Below are 18,780 nucleotides of genomic sequence, written 5' to 3'. Positions count from 1 at the left end.
ATGTGGCTTATAGCAACTATATAATAGCAGCACCCAAATTATAAAATTTAAGTCAATTAAAAAATGATAGGACAGGTATAGCATGAGTCGTGAAATCTTAACGGTAGTAGAAACTGTCAGTAATGAAAAGGGCTTAAATCCTGAAGATATCTTTGAAGCAATTGAAGACGCTTTAGTGGTATCGACTAAGAAAAAAGTATATACCGAGCAGCCAGAAGTGGCTGTACGAGTAGCGATCGACCGTGCAACTGGCGATTACGATACTTATCGTTACTGGACAGTGGTTGCAGATGAAGACCATGAAATGCCAGCTTGTCAGCTTGCTATCACCGATCTTGATCAGGAAGAATGGTCAATTGGTGATATTAAAGAAGAGCAAATTGAGTCAATCGAATTTGGTCGTATTGCTGCTACTCAAGCCAAACAGGTTATCATCCAAAAGATTCGTGAAGCTGAGCGTGCACTAGTTGCAGATGCTTTCGAGCCGCGTGTTGGTGAGATGATGTATGGCGAAGTCAAAAAACAGACTCGTGATGGCTATATCATCGATTTGGGTGACAATGCCGAAGGTTATTTGTCACGTGACCAAATGTTGCCACGCGAACAACTCCGTGCAAAGTCGCGTATCAATGCTATCTTGTACCATGTAAACCGTGAAAACCGCGGTGCACAGTTACTGTTATCTCGCACGCATCCTGAAATGCTATCAGCATTGATGCAAAAAGAAGTGCCTGAGATTGCAGAACAAATTATCGAAATTCGTAACGTCGCTCGCCTGCCAGGTACTCGTGCTAAAATAGCCGTGAAGACCAACGATCACCGTATCGATCCAGTTGGTGCTTGTATTGGTATGCGTGGTACACGTATCCAAGCAGTACAGCAAGAGCTAGACGGTGAGCGTATTGATGTAGTGGTATGGTCAGATGATCCTGCTCAGTTCATCATCAGCTCTCTAGAGCCTGCTGATGTAAGTAGTATCATTTTGGATGAAGATACGCAAACAGCAGACATTATCTTTAGCACAAATGATCAGTTGGCGCGTGCTATTGGCTCACAAGGTCAAAACGTACGTCTAGCGTCTGAATTGACGGGCTATAAGCTTAATATGATGCTCGAAGAAGAGTATCAGCAACGTCAACAAAACGAATCAAAAGCGTTTATTGAATTATTCTATGAGCGCCTAGAAGTAGATAAAGATTTAGCACAGGCATTGGTTGATATTGGTTTTACCAGTATCGAAGAAGTGGCCTATGTACCAGTTGAGACTTTCTATGATATCGAAGGTCTAGACGATGAAGCGATTGATATGATTCAAGAGCGTGCTAAAGAAGTCGTCATCGCTGATGAACTGGTCAAACAACAGAACATGAAAGAGCCAAGTCAAGAGCTTCAAGAGCTTGAAGGTATGACAGTCAGTTGGGCTTATAAAATGGCGCAAAAAGACATCATTACTGTTGATGACTTGGCAGAACAAGCCGTCTTCGATCTAGAAGATATCGAAGGATTAGACTCTGAAACTGCAGGAAAACTCATCATGAAAGCTCGGGAATCTTGGTTCGATGAATAAGCGGTAACTGCATATCGCTGTCTTTTGGTGATATGCTATTGAGAATAAAGCGCTGATATCTATTTATAAGTATCAGCCTTAACCCAATCATTTGTAGCCAACAACTGAATTGAACATATAGCAAATAATAGACAGTAGGTGATAATAAATGGCAGATAAGACCGTCAAAGAACTGGCAGAAATGGTAGGCAAAACTACAGATGCTGTAAAGCAGCAATTAGTAGATGCTGGCCTGCCTGCTCGCGCAGAGGATGACCTAGTCACCGAGCTTGAGCAAGAAAAGCTGGTGACGTATTTAAAGCAAAGTCATGGTCAACAAGAAAAGCGTCGTATTAGTCTTAAATCTAAGACGACCAGTACTGCACGTGTGACCGGCTCTTCTGGTAAATCTAAGAGCGTCAACGTAGAAGTGCGTAAAAAGAAAGTATTTGAAAAGCCTGATCCAGAAAAAATGGCTGAAGAGTTAGCCGCTCGTGAGCAGGCTCTAATTGAGTCTCAAGAACGTGCAGCAAAAGAAGCTGAAGAACGCGCCGCTACTAAGAAAAAAGCGGAAGAGCGTCAAGCAGCAACGCTAGCAGCAATGCGCGCAAGCTTAGGCTCTAGCAAAAAATCAGACGACAAAAACGATGATATTTCTACATCAGTTGTCGTCAAAAAAGGCGGCAAAGCGACTGCTGAAGTTAAGCCTAAAGAGCAGCCGAAAAAGAAAGTTGCTGCAACTAAGCCTAAAGTTGAAACCGCTGCTGAGCGTAAAGCTCGCGAGACTCGTGAGAAAGAAGAAGCGCGTCTGCGTGAAATCGAACTAGAAACCCGCCGCACACAAGCTGAAGAAGCGCAAAAGCGTACACTTGAGCAAATGCGTAAGATGGCTGGTAAATATACAGATCGTGAGCCTGTTACTGAAGTACGTAAAGATGAGCCATTGGCTGAAGGTTTGGTCGGTGATGCACTAGAAGAGTCTTTCGAAAAAGAGCGTCGCGAAATTAAACGCGGTTCGAATAGTACTGGTACTCGTGGTCGTCGTCGTAAGAACCAAGATGAGCGTGAAATCAAAAACCGCAAAAACGGTTTACGTTCAACTCAAGCATCACAGCATAAATTTGAAAAACCTGTTGAAAAAATCGTCTATGATGTCGAGATTAGTGAGCAAATTTCAGTTGCCGATCTTGCTCAGCGTATGGCGGTTAAAGCTCGCGAAGTAACCAAATTACTTATGAAAATGGGTGAAATGGCTCGTGAGTCAGATACGATTGATCAAGCAACCGCAAGCTTGCTTGTTGAAGAAATGGGCCACAACCCAGTACCAGTTAGTGATACTAAAGTCGAAGACGACTTACAGTACGCAGTTGATGAGCGTAGTAGTAACATCCAGACTCGTCCACCAGTAGTGACTATTATGGGTCACGTCGATCATGGTAAGACCTCACTATTAGATAAAATTCGTGAAACGAAAGTTGCGAACGGTGAAGCGGGCGGTATCACACAGCATATTGGTGCTTACCATGTAAAAACTGATCGCGGTGTTATTACTTTCCTTGATACTCCAGGTCACGCAGCGTTTAGCGCAATGCGTTCACGTGGTGCTCAAGCGACTGATATCGTTGTATTGGTTGTTGCAGCTGACGATGGCATGATGCCACAAACAGCAGAAGCCATTGATCATGCACGTGCAGCTGGTACGCCGATTATTGTTGCTATCAACAAAATGGATAAGCCAGGTGCTGATCCTGACCGTGTTCTTAATGAATTAACGACGAAAGAAGTTGTTTCAGAAGAATGGGGTGGCGATACACCAATGGCTCGTATCTCAGCCAAAACAGGCGAAGGTATCGAAGACCTACTAGAGTTCATTAGCTTACAAGCTGAGTTAATGGAACTAGAAGCGCCACTAGACGGTGCTGCTCAGGGTGTGGTTATTGAATCAAGACTTGAAAAAGGTCGTGGTCCTGTCGTTAGTGTGCTAGTGAAGAAAGGTACATTAAAACAAGGCGACTTGGTTCTAGCTGGTGAGCACTATGGTAAAGTTCGTGCATTAACAGACGAGCATGGCCAACGTATCAAATCAGCTGGTCCTTCTATCCCTGTAGAGATTTTAGGTCTGCCTGAAACACCTGCTGCTGGTAGTGAGTTCCTAGTGGTAACGGATGAGAAAAAAGCTCGTGAAGTTGCGGACTTTAGAACCAACCGTGAGCGTGAGCGTCAACTTGAGCGTCAAAATGCCATGCGTTTGGAAAGCATGTTTGATCAGATGGGCCAAGGTGATGTGTCATTCTTGAATATCGTACTGAAAACAGACGTACGTGGTTCACTTGAGGCACTACTAGCTGCTCTAAATGAATTGTCTACTGATGAAGTAAAAGTCAGAGTGATTAGTTCAGGCGTTGGTCCTATCTCTGAGTCTGACGTAACCCTTGCAGAATCTAGTGAAGCAGTACTGTTAGGCTTTAACGTTCGTGCAGATGCTACCGCACGCCGCAAAGCAGACACTGCTAACATGGATATTCGCTACTATAGCGTAATCTATGGTTTGATCGATGATGTTAAGTCAGCAATGAGCGGTATGCTTGCTCCTGAACATCGTGAGAAAATCCTTGGTGTTGCAGATGTTCGTGAAGTATTCCGTTCTAGTAAGTTCGGTGCTGCTGCTGGTTGTATGGTGGTCGAAGGTACAATCTATCGCAACAAACCTATCCGCGTATTGCGTGATGACCAAGTTATCTTTACTGGTCAATTGCAATCATTACGTCGCTATAAAGAAGACGTCAATGAAGTACGTACTGGTATGGAATGTGGTCTGGCCGTTCGTGGCTATGATGTTGAAGCTGGCGATAAGATCGAAGTCTTTGAAATCCAAGAGTTCGCACGTACTATCTAAAGCTGCTGTTCGATAGCAGAGTATGTATCAATGCAATATGCGTAACCCGCTGAGCTGTTTAGATACTTTGCTAATATTCAGCTGTACTTAGGCCTAACAGGTACATCCTGCTAGGCCTTTTTTAGCACATATCAGTGCAACATCTATTAATCAGAAGACTCATACACTAATAAAATAAGTCCATTAAAGTAAGGTAATAACATGAACCAACGTTTACAAAGATTATCGGATCAGATTCAGCGTGAGCTTGCTGTTCTTATTCGCGATGAAGTTAATGACCCTCGTCTAACGGGTTTTGTCACGATCTCTAGTGTCAAGGTTAGCCCAGATTTAGGCTATGCGGACGTCTATGTCACTATCATGGAGCCTGAGCTCAATGATGCTATGAATAAGACTAATCATGAAGAAAGCATCAAAGTATTGAATAAAGCGGCAGGATTTTTGCGTACAGAATTAAGCCATAGCTTAAAGACACGTACTACGCCGCGCCTACGTTTTCATTATGATGAAGTAACGGCTCGTGGTAACTACATGATGGACTTGATTAGTAAAGCCGTGACTAAAACCGAGCAAAACGAGAATGACGAGTAAATTATTATTATGTCTATAGCGTCTAAGCAAATTGATAAACAAGCCAATAAAGTACCTGATAAAGTAAAAGTTTCAGGTGTCATATTGGTGGATAAACCCAAAGGTATGACCTCGCAGCAAGTTGTGTCAAAAGTGAAGTATTTATTTAAATCACCGATACACGATAGTAAAAAGGCAGGGCATACAGGAACGCTTGATCCGATGGCAACTGGCCTGTTGCCTATTTGCTTGGGTGAAGCCACCAAGTTTAGCCATTATCAACTGGATGCTGATAAATCTTATCAAGCGACTATTTTGCTAGGTAGTCAAACCGATACTGGTGATGCTGATGGTCAAATCGTAACGCAGGCTTCTATCCCCGTATTTGACGAAGCCTCATTAGCGACTATTGCCCAGCAGTTTTTGGGTGCTCAGCAGCAGATACCACCGATGTATTCAGCGCTAAAAAAAGACGGCAAAAAACTGTATGAATATGCCCGCGCGGGCATTGAGGTTGATAGACCACCTAGAAATATCACGATTAAAGCAATCAATCTACAGATGATAGATAATACACAGATTAATCTTACGGTTACTTGTACGAAAGGTACTTATGTACGTGTATTAGCGGAAGACATTGCAAAGCAGCTAGGTACGCTAGGACATTTGACGGCATTGCGTCGTACACAAGTAGGGAACTTCAGCATTGATGATGCTATTGCTTTATCATTATTAGAAGAACATAGTTTAGAGGAGCGTCAGTCTTGGCTGCTGCCTATCGATGCTTGTATTGATATCGATGCTGAACTGACGCTGACAGAGGAACAATGCGCCCGCGTACATATGGGGCAGCGCCTAAACGTATTTGATGAGCTAACAGGTAAGCTTAAAGAATATGTTACTAATATGGTTTCTAACCAGCTGTCTAATGATAGTTTTGTCGGTATCGATGATGACGCTAGTACCAATAATAAAGCTGATACTGATCTTGATGTACTTCAGCTCCTAGAGCACGAAATACCAGTTGATATACGTCTACTCAATGAGCAGGGAGAGTTTCTTGGTTTGGGGTCTGTAAGCTTAAACGGACGTCTACAACCTAAGAAATTGATTCAGCGCTAATAGTAACGTTTTCACTAATGTTACTTAAATAGAGAAACTACCACCTAACATTGGCCTGATTTACTAATAGTTTACACTAATCACATACCTTCACATTTTATTGCAGGTTTCACCTATGGTGAAACCTGTTTTTTTTGTACTCTAGATTCATCAGATAGGGAATGCTGAGCTAAAAAATAAAATGGATAAATATTATAAAAATAAAAAATTGCTATAAAGCAAATAATTAAAATAATAGCCAATTAAAAGTAACCAATCAAAAGAAAAAAGTAATGCAGAAAGGACGCATTTGGATAAAAATAAAATAGTTCAAAGGAAAACGTACTACTGAATAATAATGAAATTAGCTTATAAAAATATACTGGCTCACAAAACTAATAGATAAGAAAAAGGAAAGTTATGAAAACGATCGCTTTTTTACTACATAACCACTTCGAACAAGCAGAGTATGAAGACGTCAATAATCAGTTAAAAGACAAAGGCTACAAGACACTTCTTATAACAACAAATGATAAAAAAGAAGTGCAAGCCATGCAGCAAGACGTAGATAAAAGTGATACTTTTACTGCTGATATCTTTGCAGAAGATGCTAACGTCTCTGACTATGATGCGTTAGTTTTACCAGGTGGTACTGTGAACGCTGATACTATTCGTGGTAACGAAAAGGCTCATCAAATTATCAATGCTATCAATGAAGCAGGCAAGCCATTAGCTGTTATTTGCCATGCTCCTTGGGTTCTCATCAATACAGGTATTGCTAAAGGCAAAACCCTTACTGCTTACCCTACGTTGCAACTAGATTTAGAAAATGTTGGAGCAAACTACGTAGATAAGACAGTACAAGTAGATGGTAATCTCATTACTTCGCGTAACCCAGACGATATACCCAATTTTGTTGATGCCATAGATAAAGCATTATCTTAGAATTTTGAATTCTAACTAAACAAGTTTAATTACCTAAGTACTATTAAATTTCAAATTTTTATAATTAATATTTATAACCATAACTAAGGAAGATACTATGTCAAACTCTAACCCAAACGATACTAAACTTGAGCAACAACGTTCTGATTCAGCAGAAGCAGCACTTAAAGGTCAAACTGAAGACAATCACAATGAAAATAGCGAAGCAGCAGCAGAACGTATCGCAGCTAATTTAGAAAACGCGAAAGAAGACAAGTAAGTTTTTAATATGCCACCTGTAGTAGGGTGGCATTAATACGTTTATAGTTTGCACATCTTATGATCGATGAGTGCAAATACAGTTAGTCCACAAAATAATAATTCAGGAGCTAATATGAGTAATTCACCGAACAATATGGACGAGCAAGAAAAAGAGATTGAAAAGCTTGCAGAAGAAATCAATCCAAGTGAGCATACTGCCCCAGACAGTCTAGCGGAAGTGACTACTGCCGCGCCTCTTGAAGATGATGAACTAGGCGGCAATGCGAAAGAATCTGACGTTAATAAGTAGCCTAGGTAGGATTTCAATAGATAGTTATCTGTCATGTACTAGTTACCAGAGACCAAAGGTAGCGTTACAAGTATTATGAAAAACTGCTGCTAGTTCAGCAGTTTTTTGTTATAATTACCCCCACATTTAGATTAGATTTTGAATGATGTACTGTAGTTAACCCATTACTTTGATTAAGTAGTGCTATAGTTAAATACAATGTACGATTCAAAACATACTAAATGGTTGTCAACCGAGCTTGTCGTACACTAGGTCAACTCTAGTAATGCAGGGTTGTCCTGAATGGCGTACAGGTTATTTTATTTATTATTCTATTGCTTTAATACTGACTCAAATTGCAGTCCGTTTTTTAAAGTTTTTAGCATTGCCGGAGATATTTATGCTAACTAATACCGATCGTGAACAAATCATCGCTCAATACCAACGTGGCGAAAATGACACTGGTTCTCCAGAAGTTCAAGTAGCTTTGTTGAGTGCTCGTATCAATGATTTGCAGAACCATTTTAAAGCACACAAAGCTGACCATCATAGCCGTCGCGGTCTTATCCGTATGGTTAACACGCGTCGTAAACTGCTTGATTACTTAAAAGGTAAAGACCTTGGTCGTTACACTACTCTAATCAGCCAGTTGGGTCTACGTCGTTAATCTAACGACAATAGTACGAGCGGATGCTGAATTTTTTGCCAAACCGCTTGGAACTTGTTTGTTATTATCGATAAAATAGATTTTTCTAAAAACGGTGTGGAATAGTTTCACGCCGTTTTTTTATGCTTATTCGTTTTAGATACCGTGCTCAAATAGTAAGAGCTATAATTCCTTCTATAGAATCGTTAAGAGGGATATTGGTATAAACTGTACTAACCAAGCCTCACATGCGGTATTTTCTGACGATAATTGCGCTACTGTGCAATTAATTGGTCAATGGCCATAAATCACTGTAAAATAATGCCTTGTGAGTTTGATAGCGCATCTGCTACAGATATGGCGATTATTGATAAAATACTTATTATTTGGCTTGGTAATCAGCGCAGATAGCTGATATTTGAAAATTCAGAAAATAGCCTGTGGGGTTTTTAGCATCGAAGTCTTTTGACTTAATGTCTTTTTGATAGTATTTATAGTAAAGCCAAAATTGCACGGCCGAATATACATAATAGTACGATGTCTAACTCAGACAAATATATGAGATAACCAAGTAACGTTATTGGCATTAGTTGATTTGATTTCTAATAGAAAGCATGTCAACTGATAGCCATATACACAGAATTTTAATGACAGATATCAGCTTTTTTTGATGCTGATGTCAGTTTTGTCAGTCAACATTAGGAAGATTATATGACAATGTTCAACACCATTAAGCGTGAATTTCAGTATGGCAACCAGCAGGTTGTTATCGAGACAGGCCGTATTGCCCGTCAAGCAAACTCTATTTTAGTACACATGGGCGGCGTAACAGTATTAGTTGCAGCAGTCGTAAAGTCAGAAGCTAAAGAAGGTCAAAATTTCTTTCCGCTAACGGTTAATTATCAAGAAAAAATGTATGCAGCGGGTAAAATCCCAGGTGCTTACGGCAAACGTGAAGGCCGTGCGAGCGAATTTGAAACCTTAACTTCACGCTTGATTGACCGTCCGATTCGTCCGCTATTCCCAGAAGGCTACGTAAACGAAATCCAAATCACCGCAACAGTTGTATCATCAGATAAAACTCAGTCTGCAGATATCGCTGCACTAATCGGTGCTTCAGCAGCACTAGCTATCTCTGATGCACCATTTAATGGTCCTGTTGCTGCCGCTCGTGTTGGTTTCATTAATGGCGAATACGTTCTAAACCCAACGTCTGAGCAACTTGAAACTAGTGATCTAGATTTGGTTGTGGCTGGTACTAAGTCTGCGGTATTGATGGTTGAGTCTGAAGCGGCAGAGCTGTCAGAAGACCAGATGCTAGGTGCAGTATTGTACGGCCATCAGCAACAACAAATTGTTATTGATAACATTGCGTCAATGGCTGAAGAGATCGGTACTGCTAAGCAGCAATACTCTGCTCCTGAGCGTGACCAAGCCCTTAGCAGCAGCATGAAAGAGCAGTTCGGCGAGCAAGTTGCTGACGCTTATACCATTACTGATAAGCAAGCACGTTACACGAAGCTTGATGAAATCAAGCAATCAATTATTGATGCACTTGCTGGTGATGCTGAGTCAGAAACTTATGCTGATACAGTATCTGAGCTTAAAGAAATCTATAACGACCTTAAATATCGTACTGTTCGTGATAACATCTTGTCAGGTAAGCCGCGTATCGATGGTCGTGACCCTGAGACAGTTCGTGCGCTTGACGTACAAGTTGGTGTATTGCCATATACGCATGGTTCAGCACTGTTCACACGTGGTGAGACGCAGGCATTGGTTACTACCACACTTGGTAACAGCCGTGACGTCAATATGATTGACTCACTAGGTGGTACGATTCGTGACCATTTCATGCTGCATTACAACTTCCCGCATTTCTCAGTTGGTGAAACGGGCCGTGAAGGTATTCCAAAACGTCGTGAAATCGGCCATGGTCGTCTAGCACGCCGCGGTGTACAAGCGATGTTGCCAGATAGTGAGCGTTTCCCATATGTGATTCGTGTGGTATCAGAAATCACTGAATCTAACGGTTCATCTTCTATGGCTTCTGTTTGTGGCGCAAGCTTGGCATTGATGGACGCAGGCGTACCATTAAAAGCACCAGTTGCTGGTATCGCGATGGGTCTGGTTAAAGAAGGCGATCGTTTCGCTGTATTGTCAGACATCTTGGGTGATGAAGATCATCTAGGTGATATGGACTTTAAAGTAGCCGGTTCTAAGAACGGTATCACTGCACTTCAGATGGATATCAAAATTGAAGGTATTACCCCTGACATCATGGAGCAAGCGCTTAAACAAGCCCATGCAGGTCGTATCCATATCCTAGAAGCAATGAACCAAGTATTGCCTGAGAGCCGTACTGAAATCAATGCTCATGCACCAAACTATGCGGTTATCGAAATCAACCCAGACAAGATTCGTGACGTTATCGGTAAAGGCGGCGCAACTATCCGTCAGCTAACGGAAGAAACTGGCGCGGTTATCGATATCGATGATGCTGGTACTATCCGTATCTTTGGTGAAAACAAAGCAGCGACCAAAGCAGCTATCGGTAAAATCGAAGCACTAACTGCTGAAGTTGAAGTTGGTAAAACTTATGAAGGTACCGTTGCTCGTATCGTTGACTTCGGTGCGTTTGTAAATGTCTTGCCAAACACTGATGGTCTAGTACATATTTCACAAATCGCGGAAGAGCGCGTAGAGAATGTGTCAGACTATCTAAAAGAAGGCCAAATCGTTAAAGTACTTGTACAAGACGTTGACAACCGTGGTCGTATCAAACTAACTATGAAAGGTGTTGAGCAGAACTAATACTCAATACCTGATGTGGTTTAAGTAATAAAAAACCGCTTTGAAATACTCGTCATGAGTATTCAAGGCGGTTTTTTTATGTGTTCAAAAAGATGATGACTGGCTAGCTAAAAGGCCATTTATAAATCAATACTTTTAGGCAGGTGTATATCGATACGAAGTTTTGGTAGATCTTGTAAGTACTCAGTCAGTAATGGCAAAGTATCAGCATGCCAGTCTAAGGGCAGGGTATCTGCTGTAGTGCTTTCATTGGATACGTTATCACGTAGTTTGCCTGAGATAAGCGGCCGCGCAAGCAATGCAACTCTGCGTATGCCTTGGTAACGTATAAGCGGCATTATTTGCTGTTGCAAATCAATCAAGGCAGCAGTCAGCCAACGTGTGCGTGCTGGATGATAAGGATGGTTTGATATCACGAGGTTGGCAATATAGTTTGGCTGGTTACCGTTACTACTGATACCAAGTCCGACTTGCTCACGTGTACGCTTATTGATTAAGCAGCTACCAACATTCAGACTACCATCGCGGCACGCACGATGATAGCGACTATAATTATCAGGAAATAGAGTTTTAGCTCGTGTGAGTACAGGATCTAAAACGACACCAGCATTGTTGACAGGTAAAACAAGCAACTGTGCATTGCTATTTAAAATAGAGGCATGTGTGAGTTGTAAAATCGCCATCGTAAGCCTCTCTATAACCAAATCAAGTATACAGTTATTGAACCGTCGCTTTATTAGAGTCGTTTGCTTCTAACTGAGCAATTTGCTGTTCGAGTAGCGCAATTTGTTCTGCCTTCATATCAGTCAATTGCTTATTCATAGCCACTTGTTCAGCTGCTAACTTTTCTTGTTCGGCTAGTCGCTGACGCTCATCTTCTAAACGATCAATCTCTTCTTTCGCCAAGCTATCATTTTCTGGTAGAGGCGCATCTAATATAGCAGTAGGATTTGGTATCGCGGTCCTGTCATTATTGGCTGCTCCGGAGTTTTCATCCATGAGCACACCATCGTTAATCACAGAGTCATCTGTTATATCAGATATATTGTCTGTTGTTGACTCTGTCGGCGTTTGCTCAGTTACTGGTGCTGAAGTAGCAGTGTTAGGAGGTAAAGTAGATTCTGTGTCAGACTTACCTAAAATTAAATAGCCGATGGCAATAATCAGCAGTACTAAAATAAATACTGTCCAAATTTTCCGGCGTGTTTTAGTCGCTTTTTTCTTGGAAGCGTGAGTGGGTAAAGGACGAATGTTTTCTCGTTTCATATTATGATCGATTCAAGTCAAGAATATAAGTAGCCATACTATAGCAAACTCAAAATAAAAAGCCTATCTATTGATAGATAGGCTTAATAGACCATTAAATAATAAAGTATTTAATCTGTTTTTAAGTATAAAAACTAAATCGCTAAGACTTGAATTTTACAGTGCCGCTGGTGCCAGTTGCCATCGCATCACGAGCTATCTTATCTTCTAAATGGTTCTTGGCGCTAATGGCATCAGGATCGGGGCGGTGCTCTGTATGTCCGCACTGAGTACATTCAATATACTCATCTGGGGCAGGAGTGACGATATTGACTTGCACCACAGCGTCCATCTCCTGACATTTTGGACAACGTACCCCTGCTAAAAATCGGCGCTTAGGACTAGAGGACTGATAACGCATTTAAATGACCTCGCGCGTCGTTTGAGTATTTGCGGCATCAATATCTTCAGCATCAGTGAAACCATTATGACGTAGCAAGGCATCGATACTGGCGCTACGACCACGGAAGTTTTCGAAATTGGTCTTGGCCGGGAAACTGCCGCCAACAGATAAGATGGACTCACGGAACGCTTTGCCTGTCGCTGGGTTGAAAATACCGTCTTCTTCAAACTTGCTAAACGCATCAGCTGATAGCAGTTCCGCCCATTTGTATGAATAATAACCTGCAGCATAACCACCCGCGAAAATGTGACTAAAACCGTTTGCAAAGCGGTTATAGTCAGGTGTCTGCATAATAGCAATGTCATTTCGGACGGTATTGAGCGTCTCTAAAATATCGTCATAGCTAAGCGCTGGGGTGTGAGCATGAATCAGTAAGTCAAACAATGCAAACTCGATTTGGCGCAGCGTTTGCAGTCCACTCTGGAAGTTTTTGACTGCTAATAGGGCATCAAGTTTGTCTTTAGGTAACGGTTCGCCAGTCTCAACGTGACTGCTGATAAGCGCGATGCCTTCAGCGTCCCAAGCCCAGTTTTCCATAAACTGACTTGGAAGCTCTACCGCATCCCACTCAACACCATTGACACCAGCGACATCACCGACCGTCACTTGGGTCAACAAATGATGTAATCCATGACCAAACTCGTGGAACAAGGTCAGTACTTCGTCATGAGTCAATAAGCTTGGCTTACCATCAAGTGCTGGCGTGAAATTACCAACCATAAAGCAAACGGGCAGCTGCTGGTGGTTCTGTTCTTCATAGCTATAGCGAGATTGAAAACCACTCATCCATGCACCGCCACGCTTACCGCTACGCGCAAACAAGTCAAAGTAAAAGCCACCGAGCAAGCGATCATCAGCATCGAATAACTGATAAAAACTTACATCGTCATGCCAGCGCGAGACTGAGTCACTTTCTGCATCTTTATAACTTTGCTCTTGTACTTTGATACCGTATAGACGCTCAACGATAGTGAACAAGCCATTAATCACTTTAGGTAATGGGAAATATGGACGAATTTCCTCTTGCGATAAGCTGAACTCACTTTGTTTTACCTTTTCAGCGATATAGGCGCTATCCCACGGTTGCAACTCGTCAATGCCATAATCGCTAGCGTATTTTTGTAGCTGTGCCAAATCTGCTTTGGCAGCAGGGGTTGCTTGCGTTGCTAAGTCACGTAAGAATGTCTCTACTTCTAAGACACTGTCTGCCATCTTGGTCGATAGGGATACTTCGGCATAATTTGCAAAACCAAGTAGCTTGGCTTTTTGCTCACGTAATGAGAGGATTTGACTCATATTGTCAGCGTTATTTAATGAGTTTCCTTTTGCATTGGTATGCGTATCAAACTCAGAGGCGCGTGTGACATAAGCGTGATACAGCGTTTCCCGTAAGCTGCGATCGTCCGCATGAGTCATAATCGCTAGATATACAGGGATATTCAAACTGGCCACATAGTAAGGAGTAGGAAGTGCATCTATATCGGCTTGGCTAAGAGCACCGCTAGCAAGCTCACGCGCTTTGTATTGCTCGCCTGCATCTGCCAGTAGGGCCAAACCACTCTCTGTTAACCCCTTTAACTGAGAATCTTCTAAAGGCAGGGCAAATGCTTGCGTCGCATCCAAGACATTGTCCGAAAAGGTTGCAGACAAGGTAGATAACTCGCTTTGGATAACGGCAAACTTTTCTTGCTCAGCTTGAGGTAACGCAACGCCTGATAACTCAAAGCTACGTAATGCCAGTTCGATTGCACGTGCACGAGCAGGCTCTAACGTAGCAAAGAAATTTATGTCATTGACGATAGCTTGATAGCGATTAAACAAAGGCTGATGTTGGCCCACTCGCGTACCGTAAGCAGATAATTTTGGTAGCAGTTCATGGTGAACATGGCGAATCTCATCGTTGCTCATCACGCTATTGAGATGCGACAAAATACCCCAGCTACGATCTAATGCCAAATTAATATGATCAAAGCTCATCACATCTGCCAAAGCTTGTTCAGCGCTTATCTTTTCAGCACTTATCTTTTCAGCACTTGTTTTTTCAGCACTTGTTTTTTCAGCACTGTCGCTTTCTATCGAGGTTAAGGTATCTAAAAAAGCATTGGCAGCATCAATGGCGTCAATCACTTGATTTTGTAAGGTATGTGGCGCAGTGTCGGCAAAATCGACAAGGCGTAAATCTAAAGGAGAAGGTGTCATATAGGTATCCGATATCAATGAATTATTATTAATCAAAATGAGAATGAGATAAATCTGGCTACTATGGAGATATACAGTGTGTTCTTGTTTTATATATAGATTATATAAAAGATGGGTTCGTTTGGTAAAAATACAACCTAAGCACTTTTATACGATTCAAGTGAGTAAAACAGTACTAGCAATCTGAAAGTAAACGTTGAGATTCTGGTATTTAGATTCCACTTCTCAAGATAATTATCTGAATATGTAGTTATGCTCGCTAAGAAAGTTCTTTAACAATATAGAGTGCTCTACTTACAAAGCGCTATCATTTGCTTGCAAATTAACCCTACAGGGAGTGGGGTATAGCTGTTAGCATCAAGATAATGGAATTTAAATATTATGCATCAATGAGATGCAAGAAAAACACGGATAGAAACTTCTACGCTTATAACAGTATATGAGTGAAGAGATACATAAAGTTAAAAATGAACGATAATAAAACAAGGAGCAATATATGAAAGCGACTCTTAAAAGTTTACGTGAAACTAAAGCTAACCCTGCAGTAAGTATCTTTGTTAAAACGCATCGTGAACACCCAGCTAATGAGCAAGATCCTATTGCTCTAAAAAATCAATTGAAAGTTGCCGAAGATCGTTTGACAAAAGAGTACGATAAACGTACAGCGACTACCATTCTAGATAATATTCAAAATAAAATCAGTGAGCTCAATCACAATTATAACCTCGATACGTTAGCTATATTTGCTAGTACAGATGATGTGCAAGTCATCCGTATGCCAATTGATACAACAGAACGTGTTGTGATTTCAGATAGGTTTGCTACGCGTGACCTAGTTCGTGATATGGCAAGTGCGGTTCATTATTATACGGTGGTCTTAACCCGTGACAATGCGCGTTTGATTGAAGCATCTAATGACCGTGTTGTGAGAGAGTTCGATAAAGATGACGATGCACAAAACAACATGGAGAACATTCAGTTCCCTGTCGAAAACAACGGACTATATACAACAGGTGACGGTGGCTCAGATCGTTCATCAAATAACGAAAGCAGTCACTTAAAAGAATTCTTTAACCAAGTTGATAAAAGCGTCCAAGAACTATGGGGTGAGCATAAAATGCCTCTAGTCATAGTTGGTGATGCAAAAAATATTGGCTACTACAAAGAAGTCTGTGATCGTCCAGACAATATCATTGCTACAGTGTCAAATGCGACCAATCTAGAAGATGGTAGTGCTCAGCATATCGTAGATAGTGTGCAAGAAGCTGTAGAAGAGTATCGCACCTCACTGCACAAAGCTGCACTGGGTGAAATTGACAAAGCTCGCGGTGCGAACATGTTGCAGACTGATTTGCAGGAAGTATATCGCAGTGCTTTCCAAGGGGCTGGTGAGACACTCTATGTACGCCGTGGTTATATTCAGTCTGCTAAGATTGACGAAAAGGAACAAACGTTAAGCCCTGCCAATGATGCTACTACGGAAGGCATTACAGATGATGCAATCGGTGAAATCATCGAACACGTCATTCATAATGGCGGCGAAGCTGTATTTATGCCACAAGACATCATGGGTGAGGATCAACCAATAGCGCTAGTAACCCGCTACTAATCTGACGATGACACCTATGCGCGATATTCATTTATGAGTCAGCCATTTATGAATTAGCCATTGATAATACATAGGTGTAATATGAGAGCATTGGTTCAATACGAGCCAGTGCTCTTTTTATGTCTGTCATTACCATCACTATGGGTGCTATCGTAGCTGAGCTATTGATCTTTACTCCATAAATAATGAGCGTACAACTAACCAAACTATGACTACCACCTCTTTTGTTTTAACCAGCTACAACATCCACAAAGGCATGTCACCGCTAAATCGCCAAGTGAAGATGCAAGGTATTGCTCAGGCGCTAGAGTCTGTGGGTTCAGACGTCTTGTGCCTGCAAGAAGTACAAGGCCAAAACCTCAAACGTAATATGCAATATAACGAGTACCCAGATCAATCACAGCATGAATGGTTTGGCGAATTTTTAGATCTGCAAAACAGTTATGGCAAAAACTCAGAGTACGAAAACGGTCATCATGGCAATGCCGTATTAAGCCGTTTCCCGCTAGATCCCAAACACAATGTAAATATTACAGTCAATAAGCTTGAGCAGCGCGGTGTCTTGCACTGTGAGGTACAGCCTATCGGTTGGGAAATGCCCGTTATCGTATTGTGTGCACATTTAAACTTATTTGAGCGCGATCGTATTAAGCAGTATCAAGCGATTAGTGACTATGTTCGAAATGAGATTGCGCTGGATCAACCACTTATCTTGGCAGGCGATTTTAACGACTGGAAAAAGATGTCTTGTGACAAACTGGCATCAGATCTCGGTATGATAGAAGCGTTCAAATGTTGTCATGGCAAGCTGTTGCCAACCTTTCCCGCAAAACTGCCAGTACTCAGCTTAGATCGTATCTACGTGCGCAATTTGCTTGTGAAGGATGCTTGGGTACACACTGGAAAACCTTGGTCATCGCTATCAGATCATTTGCCCATTAGTGCAGAGCTGATGCTGCCCTAATACCTAACTATAATAATTCGTCTAAATGTATTATATTGGCAATCTATCGATATATGAACAATTGTCTTTATTGATCATATTATTGATTAACCATGTTTTCGATTGAAAGTGCTATTTGCAGCACAACGTTTCAATAAAATGAAGACCAAGTACAGCCTAATAAACAAAATATAAGGATATTCTACGATGGCAACAGCGTCTACTACTGATAATAATCAACAAGCTAACCACAACATACCTAAGGCTCAGCATGCCGTACTCATACGCGAGTTCGGTGAGCCTGAAGTAATGAAATACCAAGATGGTGCTGATGTTCCTGAGCTACAGGACGATCAAGTACTGGTAAAAATTGCTTATGCTGGGATTAACCCTGTCGATTATAAAACTCGCCAAGGTAAAGGCTGGGGCGCGGAAAACATTCGCAAAGACAAGTTTGAGAATGATCAGCCAGCTATTTTAGGATTTGATGTATCAGGCGAAGTAGTCAGCAGTAATAGCGATGAGTTTGCTATTGGCGATAGAGTAGCGGCCTTGACTTTTAGCGGTGGCGGCTATGCGCAATATGTGGCAGTAGATGCCAAATTGCTTGCAAAAGTACCAGAAAATGTCACTTTAGAGCAGGCAGGTGCTTTGCCTTGTATCGGACAAACGGCGCTACAGTTTGTAGATTTTGCTGATATAAAAACAGGCGAACATGTGGTGATTAATGCACCAGCAGGCGGTGTCGGTCATTTACTAATCCAATTGCTCATGAATAAAGTGGCGCAAGATAACATCAAGGTGACGGTAATTTGCTCACCAGAAAAGTACGCCAAGCTTGATGAATTGATAGACGTATCTAAGCTGGCGGGTTGGATAGATTATACAAAAGATGAAGCGTTCCCTGATCTACAAGCCGATATGCTACTTGATTTAGTCGGCGATGAAGCAGGTGTCCGTGCACTTAGCGTGCTCAAATCAGGCGCCCGCGTGAATGTGTTACCAACTATCTGGGTTGATAAGCTCAAAGAAGCCGGTCAGCAAAAAGACTTAGCAGTAGCAGGTTACAAAGCGCAGCGTAGTGGTCAAGATATGGCGCGTGTTTTACAGGAAGTGGCCGATGGTAATTTAACTTTAAAAATTCAAAAAAACTATCCACTCTCAGAAGTTGTTGCAGCGCACCATGAGCTACAAAAAGGCGATGCTTTTGGCAAGATTGTCTTAGCGGCAGCTGAGTGAGTTTCAAGGTTGTCCAAGTATTAGGTAGTGTTTGG

At 41.7% G+C, this 18,780-nt stretch carries 16 protein-coding genes; 12 read left to right on the top strand and 4 right to left on the bottom strand.

What is annotated here, in order from left to right:
• The first annotated feature begins 82 nt into the window (after positions 1 to 82).
• The 9 genes from nusA to pnp all read left to right on the top strand — a co-directional run bounded on the left by nusA (position 83) and on the right by pnp (position 11,047).
• Complete coding sequence (nusA, locus tag ACHEVO_RS08815; RefSeq protein ID WP_057757751.1) at positions 83 to 1,567, top strand: transcription termination factor NusA; 1,485 nt, start codon at positions 83 to 85, stop codon at positions 1,565 to 1,567.
• A 148-nt stretch (positions 1,568 to 1,715) separates the two neighbouring features.
• The gene (gene infB, locus ACHEVO_RS08810; RefSeq protein WP_057757754.1) at positions 1,716 to 4,442 is read left to right on the top strand and encodes a translation initiation factor IF-2; all 2,727 of its coding nucleotides are present in this window, start codon (positions 1,716 to 1,718) and stop codon (positions 4,440 to 4,442) included.
• Positions 4,443 to 4,643: 201 nt separating this feature from the next.
• A complete protein-coding gene (locus ACHEVO_RS08805) occupies positions 4,644 to 5,033 on the top strand; it encodes a ribosome-binding factor A (RefSeq protein WP_102078739.1) in 390 nt (129 codons plus the stop codon).
• Between the two features lie 9 nt (positions 5,034 to 5,042).
• Positions 5,043 to 6,134 carry a tRNA pseudouridine(55) synthase TruB gene (gene truB, locus ACHEVO_RS08800; RefSeq protein WP_394124651.1) on the top strand — a complete coding sequence of 364 codons (1,092 nt, stop codon included), beginning with the start codon at positions 5,043 to 5,045 and terminating at the stop codon, positions 6,132 to 6,134.
• A gap of 399 nt (positions 6,135 to 6,533) precedes the next feature.
• Entirely contained in the window at positions 6,534 to 7,058 is a 525-nt protein-coding gene (locus ACHEVO_RS08795; RefSeq protein WP_394124650.1) for a type 1 glutamine amidotransferase domain-containing protein, read from the top strand.
• A 97-nt stretch (positions 7,059 to 7,155) separates the two neighbouring features.
• Positions 7,156 to 7,317, top strand: a complete 162-nt coding sequence (locus ACHEVO_RS08790) for a hypothetical protein (RefSeq protein ID WP_166739220.1) — start codon at positions 7,156 to 7,158, stop codon at positions 7,315 to 7,317.
• Between the two features lie 114 nt (positions 7,318 to 7,431).
• Positions 7,432 to 7,608 carry a hypothetical protein gene (locus ACHEVO_RS08785; RefSeq protein ID WP_167514323.1) on the top strand — a complete coding sequence of 59 codons (177 nt, stop codon included), beginning with the start codon at positions 7,432 to 7,434 and terminating at the stop codon, positions 7,606 to 7,608.
• 379 nt (positions 7,609 to 7,987) lie between these two features.
• Positions 7,988 to 8,254 carry a 30S ribosomal protein S15 gene (gene rpsO, locus ACHEVO_RS08780; RefSeq protein WP_045443035.1) on the top strand — a complete coding sequence of 89 codons (267 nt, stop codon included), beginning with the start codon at positions 7,988 to 7,990 and terminating at the stop codon, positions 8,252 to 8,254.
• Between the two features lie 690 nt (positions 8,255 to 8,944).
• A complete protein-coding gene (pnp, locus tag ACHEVO_RS08775) occupies positions 8,945 to 11,047 on the top strand; it encodes a polyribonucleotide nucleotidyltransferase (protein WP_394124649.1) in 2,103 nt (700 codons plus the stop codon).
• Positions 11,048 to 11,166: 119 nt separating this feature from the next.
• Here the strand turns inward: pnp and ACHEVO_RS08770 are convergent, their stop codons facing one another.
• The 4 genes from ACHEVO_RS08770 to ACHEVO_RS08755 all read right to left on the bottom strand — a co-directional run bounded on the left by ACHEVO_RS08770 (position 11,167) and on the right by ACHEVO_RS08755 (position 14,954).
• The gene (locus ACHEVO_RS08770; RefSeq protein ID WP_394124648.1) at positions 11,167 to 11,730 is read right to left on the bottom strand and encodes a hypothetical protein; all 564 of its coding nucleotides are present in this window, start codon (positions 11,728 to 11,730) and stop codon (positions 11,167 to 11,169) included.
• A 34-nt stretch (positions 11,731 to 11,764) separates the two neighbouring features.
• A complete protein-coding gene (locus ACHEVO_RS08765; RefSeq protein ID WP_296208956.1) occupies positions 11,765 to 12,313 on the bottom strand; it encodes a hypothetical protein in 549 nt (182 codons plus the stop codon).
• 142 nt (positions 12,314 to 12,455) lie between these two features.
• A complete protein-coding gene (locus ACHEVO_RS08760; protein WP_296208958.1) occupies positions 12,456 to 12,713 on the bottom strand; it encodes a YheV family putative zinc ribbon protein in 258 nt (85 codons plus the stop codon).
• The gene (locus ACHEVO_RS08755; protein ID WP_394124647.1) at positions 12,714 to 14,954 is read right to left on the bottom strand and encodes a M3 family metallopeptidase; all 2,241 of its coding nucleotides are present in this window, start codon (positions 14,952 to 14,954) and stop codon (positions 12,714 to 12,716) included.
• Between the two features lie 496 nt (positions 14,955 to 15,450).
• Between ACHEVO_RS08755 and ACHEVO_RS08750 the strand changes: the two genes are divergently transcribed.
• The 3 genes from ACHEVO_RS08750 to ACHEVO_RS08740 all read left to right on the top strand — a co-directional run bounded on the left by ACHEVO_RS08750 (position 15,451) and on the right by ACHEVO_RS08740 (position 18,745).
• Positions 15,451 to 16,563 (top strand): AOC03_06830 family ribosome hibernation factor, encoded by a 1,113-nt coding sequence (locus ACHEVO_RS08750; RefSeq protein ID WP_394124646.1) that lies wholly within the window; start codon positions 15,451 to 15,453, stop codon positions 16,561 to 16,563.
• Between the two features lie 208 nt (positions 16,564 to 16,771).
• Positions 16,772 to 17,527: an endonuclease/exonuclease/phosphatase family protein gene (locus ACHEVO_RS08745; RefSeq protein ID WP_394124645.1), complete on the top strand. Its 756-nt coding sequence runs from the start codon at positions 16,772 to 16,774 to the stop codon at positions 17,525 to 17,527.
• A 186-nt stretch (positions 17,528 to 17,713) separates the two neighbouring features.
• Positions 17,714 to 18,745 (top strand): NADP-dependent oxidoreductase, encoded by a 1,032-nt coding sequence (locus ACHEVO_RS08740; RefSeq protein ID WP_394124644.1) that lies wholly within the window; start codon positions 17,714 to 17,716, stop codon positions 18,743 to 18,745.
• Positions 18,746 to 18,780 lie beyond the last annotated feature (35 nt).

It is taken from the genome of Psychrobacter nivimaris (assembly GCF_043419765.1).
Lineage (GTDB): Bacteria > Pseudomonadota > Gammaproteobacteria > Pseudomonadales > Moraxellaceae > Psychrobacter.
Note: the sequence above shows the minus strand (reverse complement) of the source record. Positions and strands in the feature narration are given on the sequence as shown.

Excerpts from the sequence above, each read along its gene's own strand:
- ACHEVO_RS08765 (WP_296208956.1), bottom strand. The coding sequence starts at position 12,313 with ATGAAACGAGAAAACATTCGTCCTTTACCCACTCACGCTTCCAAGAAA.
- ACHEVO_RS08745 (WP_394124645.1), top strand. The coding sequence starts at position 16,772 with ATGACTACCACCTCTTTTGTTTTAACCAGCTACAACATCCACAAAGGC.
- ACHEVO_RS08760 (WP_296208958.1), bottom strand. The coding sequence starts at position 12,713 with ATGCGTTATCAGTCCTCTAGTCCTAAGCGCCGATTTTTAGCAGGGGTA.
- ACHEVO_RS08785 (WP_167514323.1), top strand. The coding sequence starts at position 7,432 with ATGAGTAATTCACCGAACAATATGGACGAGCAAGAAAAAGAGATTGAA.
- pnp (WP_394124649.1), top strand. The coding sequence starts at position 8,945 with ATGACAATGTTCAACACCATTAAGCGTGAATTTCAGTATGGCAACCAG.
- truB (WP_394124651.1), top strand. The coding sequence starts at position 5,043 with ATGTCTATAGCGTCTAAGCAAATTGATAAACAAGCCAATAAAGTACCT.
- ACHEVO_RS08755 (WP_394124647.1), bottom strand. The coding sequence starts at position 14,954 with ATGACACCTTCTCCTTTAGATTTACGCCTTGTCGATTTTGCCGACACT.
- ACHEVO_RS08750 (WP_394124646.1), top strand. The coding sequence starts at position 15,451 with ATGAAAGCGACTCTTAAAAGTTTACGTGAAACTAAAGCTAACCCTGCA.
- ACHEVO_RS08790 (WP_166739220.1), top strand. The coding sequence starts at position 7,156 with ATGTCAAACTCTAACCCAAACGATACTAAACTTGAGCAACAACGTTCT.
- ACHEVO_RS08740 (WP_394124644.1), top strand. The coding sequence starts at position 17,714 with ATGGCAACAGCGTCTACTACTGATAATAATCAACAAGCTAACCACAAC.
- nusA (WP_057757751.1), top strand. The coding sequence starts at position 83 with ATGAGTCGTGAAATCTTAACGGTAGTAGAAACTGTCAGTAATGAAAAG.
- ACHEVO_RS08770 (WP_394124648.1), bottom strand. The coding sequence starts at position 11,730 with ATGGCGATTTTACAACTCACACATGCCTCTATTTTAAATAGCAATGCA.
- ACHEVO_RS08805 (WP_102078739.1), top strand. The coding sequence starts at position 4,644 with ATGAACCAACGTTTACAAAGATTATCGGATCAGATTCAGCGTGAGCTT.
- infB (WP_057757754.1), top strand. The coding sequence starts at position 1,716 with ATGGCAGATAAGACCGTCAAAGAACTGGCAGAAATGGTAGGCAAAACT.
- rpsO (WP_045443035.1), top strand. The coding sequence starts at position 7,988 with ATGCTAACTAATACCGATCGTGAACAAATCATCGCTCAATACCAACGT.
- ACHEVO_RS08795 (WP_394124650.1), top strand. The coding sequence starts at position 6,534 with ATGAAAACGATCGCTTTTTTACTACATAACCACTTCGAACAAGCAGAG.